At 58.8% G+C, this 14136-nt stretch carries 19 protein-coding genes; 16 read left to right on the forward strand and 3 right to left on the reverse strand.

All coding sequences use genetic code 11. From position 1 onward, the window contains the following. Positions 1–14 precede the first annotated feature (14 nt). The 11 genes from ATI02_RS22235 to recX all read left to right on the forward strand — a co-directional run bounded on the left by ATI02_RS22235 (position 15) and on the right by recX (position 7850). Positions 15–1106 (forward strand): phage tail protein, encoded by a 1092-nt coding sequence (locus ATI02_RS22235; RefSeq protein ID WP_100847365.1) that lies wholly within the window; start codon positions 15–17, stop codon positions 1104–1106. A gap of 8 nt (positions 1107–1114) precedes the next feature. Further along, positions 1115–1681, forward strand: a complete 567-nt coding sequence (locus tag ATI02_RS22240; protein WP_100847366.1) for a tail fiber assembly protein — start codon at positions 1115–1117, stop codon at positions 1679–1681. 22 nt (positions 1682–1703) lie between these two features. After that, a complete protein-coding gene (locus tag ATI02_RS22245; RefSeq protein WP_100847367.1) occupies positions 1704–2633 on the forward strand; it encodes a glycine-rich domain-containing protein in 930 nt (309 codons plus the stop codon). Beyond that, complete coding sequence (locus tag ATI02_RS22250) at positions 2633–3100, forward strand: phage tail assembly chaperone (protein ID WP_100847368.1); 468 nt, start codon at positions 2633–2635, stop codon at positions 3098–3100. Before ATI02_RS22245 ends, ATI02_RS22250 begins: the two co-directional genes overlap by 1 nt. 39 nt (positions 3101–3139) lie before the next feature. Then, positions 3140–4036, forward strand: a complete 897-nt coding sequence (locus ATI02_RS22255) for a gp53-like domain-containing protein (protein ID WP_100847369.1) — start codon at positions 3140–3142, stop codon at positions 4034–4036. Continuing rightward, the gene (locus tag ATI02_RS22260; protein ID WP_100847370.1) at positions 4037–4483 is read left to right on the forward strand and encodes a tail fiber assembly protein; all 447 of its coding nucleotides are present in this window, start codon (positions 4037–4039) and stop codon (positions 4481–4483) included. A 115-nt stretch (positions 4484–4598) separates the two neighbouring features. Further along, positions 4599–5165, forward strand: a complete 567-nt coding sequence (locus ATI02_RS22265) for a glycoside hydrolase family 19 protein (RefSeq protein ID WP_100847371.1) — start codon at positions 4599–4601, stop codon at positions 5163–5165. After that, on the forward strand, positions 5144–5662 hold the full coding sequence (locus tag ATI02_RS22270; RefSeq protein WP_100847372.1) for a lysis system i-spanin subunit Rz: 519 nt from the start codon (positions 5144–5146) through the stop codon (positions 5660–5662). The genes ATI02_RS22265 and ATI02_RS22270 overlap by 22 nt, the downstream gene beginning before the upstream one ends. Positions 5663–5730: 68 nt before the next feature. After that, positions 5731–6231 carry a CinA family protein gene (locus tag ATI02_RS22275; RefSeq protein ID WP_100847373.1) on the forward strand — a complete coding sequence of 167 codons (501 nt, stop codon included), beginning with the start codon at positions 5731–5733 and terminating at the stop codon, positions 6229–6231. Between the two features lie 83 nt (positions 6232–6314). Then, the gene (recA, locus tag ATI02_RS22280) at positions 6315–7373 is read left to right on the forward strand and encodes a recombinase RecA (RefSeq protein ID WP_095188892.1); all 1059 of its coding nucleotides are present in this window, start codon (positions 6315–6317) and stop codon (positions 7371–7373) included. Positions 7374–7382: 9 nt separating this feature from the next. Then, positions 7383–7850: a recombination regulator RecX gene (recX, locus tag ATI02_RS22285; protein WP_100847374.1), complete on the forward strand. Its 468-nt coding sequence runs from the start codon at positions 7383–7385 to the stop codon at positions 7848–7850. A 47-nt stretch (positions 7851–7897) separates the two neighbouring features. Here recX and ATI02_RS22290 read toward each other — a convergent pair whose 3' ends face one another. Continuing rightward, positions 7898–9016, reverse strand: a complete 1119-nt coding sequence (locus tag ATI02_RS22290; protein ID WP_100847375.1) for an LOG family protein — start codon at positions 9014–9016, stop codon at positions 7898–7900. Positions 9017–9366: 350 nt separating this feature from the next. On the opposite strand from ATI02_RS22290, the gene ATI02_RS22295 reads away from it, so the two are divergent. After that, positions 9367–9561 (forward strand): hypothetical protein, encoded by a 195-nt coding sequence (locus ATI02_RS22295; protein WP_100847376.1) that lies wholly within the window; start codon positions 9367–9369, stop codon positions 9559–9561. Here ATI02_RS22295 and ATI02_RS22300 read toward each other — a convergent pair whose 3' ends face one another. Beyond that, a complete protein-coding gene (locus ATI02_RS22300) occupies positions 9562–9987 on the reverse strand; it encodes a PA3611 family quorum-sensing-regulated virulence factor (RefSeq protein ID WP_095188896.1) in 426 nt (141 codons plus the stop codon). It abuts the gene before it with no gap. A gap of 189 nt (positions 9988–10176) precedes the next feature. Here ATI02_RS22300 and ATI02_RS22305 point away from each other — a divergent pair, with 189 nt between their 5' ends. The 3 genes from ATI02_RS22305 (at position 10177) to ATI02_RS22315 (ending at position 12234) form a co-directional block, all read left to right on the forward strand. Continuing rightward, positions 10177–10923, forward strand: a complete 747-nt coding sequence (locus ATI02_RS22305; protein ID WP_100847377.1) for a tRNA-uridine aminocarboxypropyltransferase — start codon at positions 10177–10179, stop codon at positions 10921–10923. 223 nt (positions 10924–11146) lie between these two features. Continuing rightward, positions 11147–11797: a response regulator transcription factor ErdR gene (gene erdR, locus ATI02_RS22310; protein ID WP_095188898.1), complete on the forward strand. Its 651-nt coding sequence runs from the start codon at positions 11147–11149 to the stop codon at positions 11795–11797. 74 nt (positions 11798–11871) lie between these two features. After that, entirely contained in the window at positions 11872–12234 is a 363-nt protein-coding gene (locus ATI02_RS22315; RefSeq protein WP_003222276.1) for a diacylglycerol kinase, read from the forward strand. Here ATI02_RS22315 and ATI02_RS22320 read toward each other — a convergent pair. Next, positions 12231–13157 carry a LysR family transcriptional regulator gene (locus tag ATI02_RS22320; RefSeq protein WP_100847378.1) on the reverse strand — a complete coding sequence of 309 codons (927 nt, stop codon included), beginning with the start codon at positions 13155–13157 and terminating at the stop codon, positions 12231–12233. The genes ATI02_RS22315 and ATI02_RS22320 overlap by 4 nt on opposite strands. Before the next feature lie 142 nt (positions 13158–13299). On the opposite strand from ATI02_RS22320, the gene fpr reads away from it, so the two are divergent. Further along, a complete protein-coding gene (gene fpr, locus ATI02_RS22325) occupies positions 13300–14079 on the forward strand; it encodes a ferredoxin-NADP reductase (protein WP_002554680.1) in 780 nt (259 codons plus the stop codon). Positions 14080–14136 lie beyond the last annotated feature (57 nt).

Below are 14136 nucleotides of genomic sequence, written 5' to 3' on the forward strand. Positions count from 1 at the left end.
GGAACGAAAGACCAATGGATTATCCAAAAAGCGTCCCCAGCGTCGGCCTGGTCGATGGCCGCTTCGTTGATGAAAACCCGGTGGCGGGCACGCCGGGTTCTTTGATTCCGGCAGTGTGGGGCAACAGTGTGACTCAGGAACTCCTGAGCGTGATTACCGGCGGTGGGCTGGTGGCTTCTGAAGCGGACAACACTCAGTTGTTCAAGGCGATTCAGGCGATTGTCGGGAATGCCAGTCCGATGCGTTCGGTCATCACTCGACTGGCTGCTTCCAAAACGTTGATCGAGCAAGAACTCGGTCTTGTGCTGATCGACGGCAGCCCGGCTCCGCTGACCGTGCTGTTGCCGCCGGCCAACGTCGCACTCGGTGTACGCGATGTGATTGTTCGTCGTGTGGACAACAGTGGCAATCGCCTGATGGTCCAGGCATCCGGCACTGACCGCATCCGTTTCCATACGCACCTTTCGCCGAGTGGTTATCCATTTTTCGTATTGATGGGCGGTGGGGACTGGTGGCATCTGCGCAGTGATGGTGCAGGGAGTTGGTGGCCGATCGGCCGCTTCGACAACACCCCGTTGGGCAGGCCGTTTTTCGAGACCACCGTGGTGCTGAGCCCCGGTGGTTATGGTGCGCTCAACGGCACGTTGATGAATCGTGCCGAGTGGCCATGGCTGTGGGATCACGCCCAGCGTTCGGGAATGCTCAATACCGAGGCAACCCGTGCTGGAAATGAAGGTAACTGGACGCCAGGTGATGGCGCGTTGACCTTTCGAGGCCCGGAACTGCGCGGCGAATTCCTGCGGGTTCTGGACGAGGGGCGTAACGCTGACGTCGGCCGCGTCATGGGTACCAATCAGGCCGGCACGGTGCATTCGTATGCCTTGGGGGCAAACGGCGCCGGGACGGTGGGTTCGCGCTGGTCTGACAGCCTTTCTGCGGTTGGGCAGCAGACTCACGAAAATCAAACATGGGTCAAACCGAGCAACGGCGGCCCGATTTTTCCCGCAGGCACCAGTTGCCAGCAGGACGCTGCCAACACGCTTTTGTATACGTTTACGTCCCGTCCCCGCAACGTCGCCTATCCCGGCCGCATCAAGGTTATCTGAGGCTCAGCATGTTCAATTACTTAATGGATGACGCCGGCGCTCTGGTGGGGCCGGTGGAGTTTTTTGTGACGCCAGGCATCGGCGTTCAATTGCCCGCTAACGCGATTCAACTGGCTTACGAATTGCCAGAAGCGGAACAGGGGCGTACCTGGGCGATGGCCAACGGTGTGCCTCGCGAGCTGATCGACCTGCGTGGCATCGTCTATCGCAAAGATAACGGGGCGAAACAGACCTGGAGTGAATTGGGAGCCCTGCCCGAAGACCTCACTGCCGACCCGTGCCCCGATGAATTTCATGTCTGGCAGGACAACGCATGGGTGCTGAATGAACCCCGGCGTCAGGCGGACTTCAAGACCAAAGTCATTGCTCAGCGTGACACCTTGCTACGCGACGCCGTCCTGCGCATCGCCCCCCTGCAATACGCCGAAGACATCGGTGATGCCAGCCCTGACGAACAGTTGCTGCTGCTCGAATGGAAGTTCTACAGCGTCGAACTCAACCGCATCGAAAAACAGGCTGGTTTCCCCGAACAAATCACTTGGCCGATCGCACCTGGCACAACCGTAGACAGCTGATGGCTGCACAGGGAGAAGTGCAATGGACTACCCCAAAAAAATCCCCGGTGTGGGCTTGGTCAACGGCGGTTTCGTCGATGAAAACCCCGTGGCCGGAACTCCGGGATCGCTGATCCCCGCCGAGTGGGGCAACAGTGTCACGCAAGAAATTCTCAATGCCATCAAGGCTGCGGGGCTGACGCCGGATGAGGCGAAAACCGACCAGTTGGCAACCGCCATTGGCGCGCTGGTCGACTTCAAAAAACTGAAAAATACCCCGACCACGCTGACGGGTTACGGCATCACCGATGCGGTGGGGCGGTTGTTGGCGGTCAGGCAGATCGAGACGGTCGGGATCACCGTTTATAAACCCGATCCCAAGGCGAAGCGCATTCGTGTGCGCTTGGTGGGAGCGGGTGGATCCGGTGGTGGGTGCGTGCCTGTCGCGGCCAACAATCTGCGAATCGGCGGCGGTGGTGGTTCGGGGGCCTATGCGGAAAGCCTGTATGACGTGACTTCACAAATGCTTGCCGGCGTGCCTGTCTCGTTGGGCGCGGGTGGCTCGGCCGGCACTACGATGGGCCTGGCAGGCGGGGGGGGCTTCCTTTGGCTCATACATGAGCGTGGCAGGGGGGGGGCCGGCGCACAGATTTTGAACATCGATACGCTGGCCTCATCCTCGGGGTACGTTCAGGGCGGCACCGGAGGTCAAGAAGTCGCGGGCGGCAACCTTGCCAAAGCACGGGGTAACACCGGTGGCTACGCCATGTTCAATGGCAATTGGGGAATGCTTTCCGGAGGCGGAGCCGCGAGTCCGTTCGACGGTGGCGGTCCGTACAAGGGATTACACAACCCGGGTGTCGCAGGCAACCGGGGCTCGGGAGGCAGCGGCTCTTGCTCGTCCCATGCGTCGAACTCGTTTGTGGCCGGCGCTGGCGGCAACGCCTTCTGTGAAATCTGGGAGTACGAATAATGGCCCGTTATGCACGAGTTGAAAACGGTGTCGCGGTCGAACTGATCGATACCGGTGACTACCTGATTACCCAACTGTTCGCCCCGGCCTTCGTCGAGACAATGGTGCAGGTGCCGGACGGCATGAAAGTCGAAATCGGTGCGCCGCTGAGCGAGGTGCCGCAGCAAATCAAGACACAGGAGGTTCTGCAAACAGCAGTGGTTACTGCAGCAGGCGTTGTTGCAGAGCAAGACCCAAGGACACTAGATCGCCCGTGGCGGGATGCGTCCCTTGCGGCGACCGAGTGGCGGGTGGCGCGTCATCGCGATGAGCAGGAACTTGGCCGGGGCACGACGCTCAAGGCCCAGCAATATCTGGAGCTACTCGAGTACCGACAAGCGCTGCGCGATTGGCCCGAATCCAGAACTTTCCCGGCAGCGGTCTCTCGACCGATAGCGCCGCATTGGTTGATGGCCGATGCAGGCTGACGCCCCGCTCGCATGTATTTTCAGATAAGGAAATGAGTCATGGATTATCCAAAGAGTGTTCCCAGCGCCGGGTTGATGGACGGCAAGTTCGTTGATGAGGATTTGTTGACGGGCAAGCCGGGGTCGTTGATTCCAGCCAGTTGGGGCAATGGTGTTACGCAAGAGTTGTTGACGGTCATCCAGAGCGCGGGCCTGACCCCTACGGAGGCCTCCAATAATCAGCTGCTCAGTGCGCTGCGTAGCAGCAATCTGTTCGTGACTGCGCCGCAGTTCGACAAAGGCAAAACAGTCGCTACTACCGAGTTTGTGGCCCGCGCGGGTTTGCAGTTTTCCGGATTCATTTCGTACCCGACGAGCACTGCCCTGACCATGGCCAACGTGGGGGGCGTGGCGAGTTTTGCCAGTACAACACCGATCACGGCAACGCTGCCCACCATTAATGGCATCACCCATGCCAGCACACTTCACGTGATCAACGCGGGCAACGGTGTGCTCACCATCAATCCCGCCGCTAACGAACAAATAGAAACCTGTAACGGTACGATCGGGTCGTTGAAACTCGGTCTCGGTGATTCCGCGTGCCTGATCAAACTGGCCAACCAATGGCGGCTGTACGGAGGGTCGGTCAGCGATCGGTACGCCACCGCCCATTCCGGCATTAACGGCAACGTTGGTTATCAAAGGTTTGCCAGCGGCAACATTGACCAATGGGGCGTCGGCACAACGGATGCCAAGGGCGAAGTCGATATCACATTTCCAATTTCCTTCCCCACTGCATTTTCTTCAGTAGTGGCCACCCATGCGGGCGGCGACGGGGCAATGGTCATCTTGATCGTGGGCTCAGGAAAGCAACAAGGCTGCAAACTCAAGGTGCGTGATTTCGGCGGTAACCTTGCTGCGGGCTGGGGTATCAACTATTTCGCGAAGGGCTATTGAATGAATCTGCATAACGTTTTGTTCAGCGCCAGCACCCGGGGCGTTTATGTACCGGGTATCAACTCAACCGACATTCCCGCTGATGTCATCGAAATTCCTCAGACTTATTGGATTTCGCTGCTGCAGCAACTGGCCGTCACTGCAAAAGTGATTGGAGTGCGTGCGGATAACGGCTACCCCATTCTTGTTGATCCACCGCCTCCGTCGGCAGAAGCAGCAGCCGACATCGAGCGCCGGTGGCGCACTGCGCAATTGGCTGCCACGGACGGTCTGGTCGCCCGTGATCGCGATGAGCTCGAGGACGGTGGCGGCACGACGCTGACCACCGAGCAATACGCCGAATTGCAAACCTATCGCCGTCAATTGCGTGACTGGCCGCAGGGTTCTTTCTTCCCGTTCAGCGAGCATCGACCGGTGGCGCCGAGTTGGTTGGAAGCTGCGTTCTAAATCTGCAGGCCTCAAAGTCAATACTGTTTCCCCGAAAATTCCGGAAAACAAATGGTTGGCAGTGTTTGGTCGGCAACCATGATTCAATCCCGGCATCCAGGGGGGATTACGCATTATGCAAATAACTGAAAACAACCTTTTAAACATCATGCCCAACGCCCGCTCCCAAGCGGGCGTTTTTGTTTCTGCGCTCAATAGCGCCATGGCCAACCACCGCATCGATACGCCTAAACGTGTCGCTGCATTTCTTGCGCAAATAGGCCACGAGTCGGGCCAGTTGCAGTACGTGCGCGAGTTGGGCAACAACCAGTACCTGAGCAAATACGACACCGGCACTCTGGCGTTACGTCTGGGCAATACGCCTGAGGCCGACGGTGATGGGCAAAAGTACCGCGGACGCGGACTGATCCAGATCACCGGACGCGCCAACTATCGCCAATGCAGCCTCGGTCTGTTCGGTGATGAGCGCTTGTTGTCCTTGCCGGAACTGTTGGAGCAACCGCAATGGGCCGCCGAATCTGCCGCATGGTTCTGGGAGAAGAATGGCCTGAACGAACTGGCTGATAGAGATCAGTTCACCACCATCACCCGCCGCATCAACGGCGGGTTGAACGGCCTGCAGGATCGCCTGGAAATCTGGGCGCGGGCGAGGGCGGTGCTATGCCAATCCTCTGGCGAGTGATTGGCGTCTTGCTGCTGGCCTTGGGGGCGGCGGCGCTGGCCTGGCAGTTTCAGGACTGGCGTTACGGTCGGCAGTTGGCCGAGCAGGCTCGGTTAAACGCCGAAACCCTTAGTCAACAGACCACGGCCGCCGCCACGGCACAACAGGCCGAGCAGGATAAACGTCTGGCACTGGAGCAGCGGCTCGCGGCCAGTGAACGAACCCACTATCGAGCGATGAACGATGCCCAACGTGATCAGGATCGCCTGCGCGATCGTCTTGCCACTGCTGATGTGCGCCTGTCAGTCCTCCTCGACGCCGGTGACATTGCCGCAGGTTGTGCGGTGCCTGCCTCCGCCGGCACCGGCGGCGTGGATCATGCAACCGTACGCGCCCGACTTGAGCCGGCGCATGCTCAACGAATTATCGCCATCACCGACACCGGCGACCGCGGACTGATTGCCCTGCAGGCCTGTCAGGCCTATGTCAGAGCGCTGGCGCCCGAACATTTTGAATAAGCTTGTATATTGAAAGCGCAACCGGCTCGTGTACGGTGGTACCCATTCCATCCGATCCGGAGCGCACCGTGAAAGAGATCACTCAACTGGCTGCCGAGCTGGGCCGACGTCTGCAAGTGCTCAACACCCACGTCACCACCGCCGAGTCCTGCACCGGTGGCGGGATAGCCGAAGCCATCACGCGCATTCCAGGCAGCTCGGCGTGGTTCGAGGCCGGTTACGTGACGTACTCCAACCGGCAGAAAACCCAGCAACTGAATGTGCCGGCCGAGTTGTTCGATACGGTAGGGGCGGTCAGTCGCGAGGTGGTCGAATCGATGGTGCAGGGCGCGCAGAAACACAGCCTGGCGCGGTTTGCCGTGGCGGTGAGCGGCGTTGCCGGTCCTGACGGCGGCACGCCGAACAAACCGGTGGGCACTGTGTGGCTGGCCTGGGGCGTCGGCGACGTGGTTTCCAGTGAGGTGCAGCACTTCCCCGGCAACCGCGATGAAGTCCGCCGACAAACGGTGAAGGCCGCGCTAGAGGGGCTCCTGCGACTGGCGGCACGAGAAATCGAAAATCAGGGGTAGGCGATCCGCGAACGCTGTGGAATAATACTGGCTACTTATACAGGTGTTGGCCGTCAGGCCTTATTGATTACGTGAGGACTTTAATGGACGACAACAAGAAGAAAGCCTTGGCTGCGGCCCTGGGTCAGATCGAACGTCAATTCGGCAAGGGTGCCGTAATGCGTATGGGCGATCAGGACCGTCAGGCGATCCCATCCATCTCCACTGGCTCTCTGGGTCTGGACATTGCACTCGGCATTGGCGGCCTGCCAAAAGGCCGTATCGTTGAAATCTACGGTCCTGAATCTTCCGGTAAAACCACACTGACGCTGTCCGTGATCGCCCAGGCGCAAAAAGCCGGCGCGACCTGCGCATTCGTCGATGCGGAACACGCCCTCGACCCTGAGTACGCCGGCAAACTGGGCGTCAACGTCGATGACCTGCTGGTTTCCCAGCCGGACACTGGCGAACAGGCCCTGGAAATCACCGACATGCTGGTGCGTTCCAACGCTGTTGACGTGATCATCGTCGACTCCGTGGCTGCACTGGTACCGAAGGCTGAAATCGAAGGCGAAATGGGCGACATGCACGTGGGCCTGCAAGCCCGTCTGATGTCCCAGGCGCTGCGTAAAATCACCGGTAACATCAAGAACGCCAACTGCCTGGTGATCTTCATCAACCAGATCCGCATGAAGATCGGCGTGATGTTTGGTAGCCCGGAAACCACCACTGGTGGTAACGCGCTGAAGTTCTACGCTTCGGTCCGTCTCGACATCCGCCGTACCGGCGCGGTGAAGGAAGGCGACGAAGTGGTCGGCAGCGAAACCCGCGTCAAGGTTGTGAAGAACAAAGTGGCTTCGCCGTTCCGTCAGGCCGAGTTCCAGATTCTTTACGGCAAGGGCATCTACCTCAACGGCGAGATGATCGACCTGGGCGTACTGCACGGTTTCGTCGAGAAGTCCGGCGCCTGGTATGCCTATGAAGGCACCAAGATCGGTCAGGGTAAGGCCAACTCGGCCAAGTTCCTGGCAGACAACCCGGAAATCGCCGCCAAGCTCGAGAAGCAACTGCGTGACAAGCTGCTGGCGCCAGCAGCAGACGTCAAGGCTTCGGCGACCCGTGACAAGGTCGACGATATGGCCGAGGCCGACATCGACGTTTGAAGTCTTTGAATGACACTTGTACTGGATACCCTCGTCGCGGTGCGGCGAACCGCCATGGACCTGCTCGCACGTCGCGAGCACGGTCGAGTCGAACTGACGCGTAAACTGCGTCAGCGCGGTGCTCCGGCGGAGATGATCGAAACAGCCCTCGACCGTTTGACGGAAGAAGGGCTGCTTTCCGAAGCCCGTTATCTTGAAAGCTTTGTTTCCTACCGAGCGCGTTCCGGCTATGGCCCTCTGCGAATCCGCGAGGAACTCGGCCAGCGCGGCCTACAACGCGCTGATATCGAACTCGCCCTGCGCGAAAGCGGTATCAGTTGGCAGGAGCAACTTCAGGAAACGTGGCAGCGAAAGTTCTCCGGACATCTGCCGATTGATGCCAAGGAACGGGCCAAACAAGGCCGCTTCCTTGCCTATCGGGGCTTCTCGATGGAGATGATCAATCGCTTGTTCAGCGGCAGAGGAATGGACGATTAAACGAAAACGGCCCGCTATGAAAATAGCGGGCCGTTTTTTTTTGCCTTTTAAATGACTTTCGACGGTTCTCGGCTGCGTTGCGCGGTCGGTGGTTTGGAGTCGGCCCAGTTTTCCGGCAAGTTGATGTAGTCCACCAACTCCCTCAAACGCCCGTGATTCCTGGCGTTGAAAGCAAAGGCCAACCGCGTCAGGTGGCTGAACTGCGCTTCATCGTGTTCTTCGCCAGCGTAGGCGTGTTGATGGAACTGGTCGCTCAGGCAAAGATCGGCAAAGGCTTCCTGCATATGCTCCAGCGCCTGGTCGCTGAGCTTGTGATTCATGCGGATCACGAATTGGCGCTTGAGCCAGCGGCTGGAGTGGAAGTTGCTGTAGAACTGGTTGATCTGTTCCACCGCTTCCTCGACGGTGTAGAACAGCCGCATCAGCTTCGTGTCGGTTGGCAAAATGTAGTGGTTGTCTGCCAATTGCTGGTGGATGAAATCCATCGCCCCCTGCCAGAACGTGCCGCCTGGCGCGTCGAGCAATACCACCGGCACCAATGGGCTTTTGCCGGTCTGGATCAGCGTCAGCACTTCCAGCGCTTCGTCCAGCGTGCCGAAACCGCCCGGGCACAACACCAAGGCATCGGCTTCCTTGACGAAGAACAACTTGCGGGTGAAGAAAAAGTGGAAAGGCAACAGATTGCCGGTGCCGCCCACGGTGGGATTGGCATGTTGCTCGAAGGGCAGGGTGATATTGAATCCCAGGCTGTGATCCCGGCCAGCACCTTCATGTGCGGCGGCCATGATGCCGCCACCGGCACCGGTGATGACCATCATGTCGGAACGTGTCAGTGCCGCGCCGAGTTCGCGAGCCATCGCATACAGTGGATGTTCGACTGGCGTGCGCGCCGAGCCGAACACGGTGACTTTGCGTCGCCCCTTGAATTGCTCCAGCACCCGAAACGCCTGTTCCAGTTCGCGCAGGGCTTGCAGGGTTATCTTGGCGTTCCAGCGGTTGTGATCTTCTTGGGCCATGCGCAGCACGGTCAGGATCATGTCGCGGTAGATGGGGAGATTCGGGCTGTTGGGTGAAACATGGTTGAGTTGTTCTTCGACCTTGCTGATGAGGTCGGGGCCGCTTTCTTGAAAATGACGGCTGAGCAGGTCATTCGGTTGGTAAGGCATTCAACGTCTCCTTCTGCACAGAGCCTGTAGCGCTGACGAACGGCGTCAGTGCCGCGCTGCAAAAAAACACAATCGGCAGTTCCTTTCCTGCCGCTGACAACTGATCGGGAATACTCTGAATCTAGACCCTTGCGCGTCTTCGTGCTGACTTGATCATGGCGCTGCAAAGTTCTGCATGGCAACCGCTTGTGGAATTTTGCGCCAAGGCGTCACCGCTCGTCCGAACGTGCGCCGGGCAGTAAACCCTCTGATTAACTAATGTACAGGCACTGGACGACAACTTCGCGTCAACAGATGTACGCAAGGCGCACGCTATTCAAGGATTTGTGGGTGGCAAGGAGGCGGGACACATGGTCAGAGTGATGCTGGAGATCGATACGCAGCTGTATCGGATGTTGAAGGCGTCAGCCGAGACTAACCAAGTGAGTCTCGAGGAGGAGTGTTGCCGAAGGTTGGCAGGCGGAGAACGCCGATCGCGTTATTTACAGGCGCTGGTGGCCGAATTGCGCGCCGAGGATGAACAGCGGCGCGCCAACTCACGATGATTACTTTTTCTTGGCAGGAGCGGCTTTCGGGCAATCGGCGTCCTGATAGCTGGCCGAACCGATGGCACGATTGGTCTTGACCTCGGTGAAGTCGTAACGCATCACGGCACCCTTGGCCATCAATTTGCGATAAGACGGGTTGTTGCACACCGAAGCACCCAACTGGAAGTACACGGCTTTAGGGTCCGCGCGCATTTTTTCGGCATGGCTGGCCTGCACGCTCAGGTGGTTGATCAGTGTGGTGCCTTCAACGGTGTAGCCCTGATCAAGAATGTCTTCATTGATTGCCCGTGGCGTGCCGACGCTGCTTTGGGCGGCGACGTTGCGCAGCTCTCTGTTTAGATTCTGCTCACTCAAGGACGCAGCCTGAGCGGTGAAGGACGACGCCAGCAGAATGGCAGCGGTGGGAACGATAAGGCGCAGCATGAAACTCTCCTGGTTCAGTGACTGGTGGTTCGACCAGCCACGTGACTGTGCGTTCAGTGGCGGCGAATTATAGGGGAGCCGGTCTGGACGGTACAGGGTTGTGCCCGTCGCTCTGGTAAACTGCCGGTCTTTATTGCCCTGCCGAGTGTTGTTCGTGTCGAGTTTCCCTGTCTGCCGGCCTTGCCTGCGATGAACCATGCCCCCAACGCCGTAGCCCGCCTGCGCGATCAGCGCGAAGACGAGGGCATCAAGCCGATTCAAGCCCGGGGCTTTCGCTCCGAGCGTTGCCGCGACTGCCGCGTGATCATCAGCCATTGCCTGTGCGCCTGGCGGCCAACGGTCGACACCCGTTCCGGCGTGTGCCTGATCATGACCGGCAAGGAAGTGTTCAAACCGAGCAACACCGGTTGGCTGATTGCCGATGTGGTGCGCGATAACCACGCGTTCATCTGGTCGCGCACCGAGCCCGACCCGCAGATGCTGGCGCTGCTCCACGATCCACAATGGCAGCCCTATCTGGTGTTTCCCGGCGAATACGTCGAGCCGTCGCGCGTGACCAACACCGTTGCCCCCGATAACAGCAAGCGTCCGCTGTTCATTCTGCTCGACGCGACCTGGACCGAGGCACGCAAGATCTTCCGCAAGAGTCCCTACTTCGACCGCTTGCCGATTCTCAGCCTGCTCCCCGACAAGCTGTCGCGCTATCGCTTGCGGCGCTCGACGCGCAGCGAGCACCTGTGCACCGCCGAAGTCGCTGCGTTATGCCTGGAACTGGCAGGTGACAGTGACGCCGCTTCGGCGCTCGACGCTTATTTCGACGTGTTCAGCCAGCATTACCTGGGGGCCAAACAGCAACTGGACGTGAATGAAGCCACGCCGGCTCACGCCGAGTTGCAACCCTATATACGAAAGCCGCAGCCGGAGTTGGCCCAATAGTGGCCCATACTGTATGTAGCGGCGGCCGTGCTGCTTGACCACCCGGTTTTCGCTGGGCATGCTTGGCGCCGATTAGGGTGCGGCCAAGGTTTGAAACGCCGTGTTTGCTGGTTATTGGCGTTGAACGTGCCCCTGTAGATACCGCTATAAGGCGGCATCTTGAGTTGCTTTGGCCAGACCCAAATGCACCGGGTCTGCCATCAAAAACAGGATCATTTGAAAAATGGCCACATACGACATCCTGATTGCCGATGATCACCCCCTGTTTCGTAGCGCTCTGCATCAAGCGGTGACGCTAGGCCTTGGCGCGGACGTGCGACTGGTGGAAGTGGCGAGCATCGCCGAACTGGAAACGCGCCTGACCGAAAAGGCTGATTGGGATCTGGTCCTGCTGGATCTGAACATGCCCGGCGCATTCGGGTTTTCCGGGCTGGTGATGTTGCGCGGACAATACCCGCAGATTCCGGTGGTAATGGTCTCGGCGCAGGAAGAAGCCTCGGTGATGGTCAAGTCCCGTGAATTCGGGGCCAGTGGCTTTATTCCCAAGTCCAGTGGCCTGAGCGTGATTCAGGAAGCGGTGCGTAAAGTGCTCGATGGCGATGTGTTCTGGCCGCCGCAGGCGTTCGAAGCGGTCAGCGTTTCCGCCGAAGCCAAGGCCGCCAGCGATGGCCTGGCGAGCCTGACACCCCAGCAGTTCCGCGTATTGACCATGGTGTGCGAGGGCCTGCTGAACAAGCAGATTGCCTATGAATTGAGCGTGTCGGAAGCGACCATCAAGGCCCACGTCACGGCGATCTTTCGCAAGTTGAATGTGCGTACCCGGACGCAGGCCGCGTTGCTCTTGCAACAACTTGAGTCAATTCCGAGCCAATAAAGCCTGGCGCCTTCACGCTTTTTTGACTTTCGTTGATCTAGCTTTCCCATTCCTTTTTGGTTGGTTTCTACCTTATGTCACCTTTCAAGGGCCAGACCGGCCTGAAACGCATCCTTAACGCTTCCGGTTACTCGCTGGACGGCCTGCGCGCAGCCTTCACTGGCGAAGCGGCGTTCCGTCAACTGGTGCTGCTCAACGTGGTGCTGATTCCGCTGACATTCTTCCTCAATGTCAGCCGCGTCGAACAGGCGCTGCTGATCGCCGTGTGCTTGCTGGCGTTGATTGTCGAGTTGCTGAATTCGGCGGTGGAAGCGGCCATTGACCGTATCTCGCTGGAACTGCACCCACTGTCCAAGAACGCCAAGGACATGGGCAGCGCCGCGCAATTCGTGGCCTTGAGCATGATTGCTCTGGTCTGGGCAGTGATTCTGCTTTAAGCAATCGTCGGCAAGACGATCTCGTCGCTGCGCTGCACCCCGGCGGTGAAAGCGCGGCACAACTCGAGAAACTCGCGCATTGCCGAGGTCTGGTATTTCTGCTTGTGCCAGATGAAGTAGAACTGCCGCGCCAGATCCAGATCCGGCGTCTCCACCGCCACCAGACTGCCGCGGCGGAAGGCATCTCGCAGAGCCAGCCGCGAGATGCAGCCAATCCCCAGCCCCGATTCCACCGCGCGTTTGATCGCTTCGGTGTGCTCCAGCTCCAGACGGATATTCAGCGCACTGCGATGGTGACGCATGGCCTGATCGAAGGTCAGGCGCGTACCGGAACCCTGCTCGCGCAGAATCCACGCTTCGTGCGTCAACTCTTCCATGGTCGCGCTGCCGCGTTTGGCCAGCGGATGCTGCGGCGCGCAGAACACCACCAGCTCATCCTCGACCCAGCTCTGCACTTCGATGTCCGGGTGACTGCAATCGCCTTCGATTAGACCCAGATCAATTTCATAGTGAGCGACTTGTTGCACGATATTGGCCGTGTTCTGCACGTGCAGCTTCACCTGACTTTCCGGGTGGCGCTGCATGAAACTGCCAATCAGCAGGGTGGCCAGATAATTGCCGATGGTCAGCGTTGCCCCCACTGATAGCGAGCCGAAACCGGATTTGCCGTTGAGCAGGTCTTCGATTTCCTTGGATTGGTCGAGCAGCGCCACGGCTTGCGGCAGCAACTGTTTGCCCAGGGCGTTGAGACTCAGCCGTTTGCCGGCACGGTCAAACAGCTGGCAGCTGGACTGGCGCTCCAGTTCGGTGATCGAAGTGCTTGCCGCCGATTGCGAGAGGTTGAGCAGACCCGCAGCACGGGATACGCTTTCCTGTTGGGCGACAGCGACGAAGACTTGCAGTTGACGGAGAGTAAATCGCATATCGATATAACCGATAACCCTTATCTTAATAATCCAGTTAACAGATATTGTCAGCGCTATTAGAATGCGATGCAATTGCGCACCATCGGCATTTTTTCAGCCCAGAGCAAGCGCAGAGCCAATATCCAGGAGTCAAACGTACATGAGCAACATGAACCACGAGCGTGTCCTCAGTGTTCATCACTGGAACGATACCCTGTTCAGCTTCAAGTGCACCCGCGATCCGGGCCTGCGCTTCGAGAACGGGCAGTTCGTGATGATCGGCCTGCAACAGCCAAACGGCCGCCCGCTTATGCGCGCTTACTCGATTGCCAGCCCGAACTGGGAAGAGCATCTGGAATTCTTCAGCATCAAAGTGCCGGATGGCCCGCTGACCTCCCAGTTGCAGCATCTGAAGGAAGGTGACGAGATCATCATCAGCAAAAAGCCTACGGGCACGCTGGTACTGGACGATCTGAAGCCTGGCAAACACCTTTACCTGCTCAGCACCGGTACCGGTCTGGCGCCGTTCATGAGCGTGATTCAGGATCCGGAAACCTACGAGCGTTTCGAAAAAGTCATCCTGTGCCACGGCGTGCGCTACGTGAACGAAGTCGCTTACCGCGAATTCATCACCGAGCACCTGCCGCAGAACGAGTTCTTCGGCGAAGCGCTGCGCGACAAGCTGATTTACTACCCGACCGTCACTCGTGAACCGTTCGAGAACGAAGGTCGTCTGACCGACCTGATGCGCAGCGGCAAGTTGTTCAGCGACATCGGCCTGCCGCCGATCAACCCGCAGGACGACCGCGCCATGTTGTGCGGCAGCCCGAGCATGCTCGACGAGACCAGCGAAGTGCTCAACAGCTTCGGCCTGACCGTGTCGCCGCGTATGCGCGAGCCGGGTGACTACCTGATCGAGCGTGCGTTCGTCGAGAAGTAAGCCCCACTGAAAAAGCCCCCATTGTCTGAATTGGCAATGGGGGCTTTTTTATGCCCG

The sequence above is a fragment of the Pseudomonas baetica genome (assembly GCF_002813455.1).
Taxonomy (GTDB): domain Bacteria; phylum Pseudomonadota; class Gammaproteobacteria; order Pseudomonadales; family Pseudomonadaceae; genus Aquipseudomonas; species Aquipseudomonas baetica.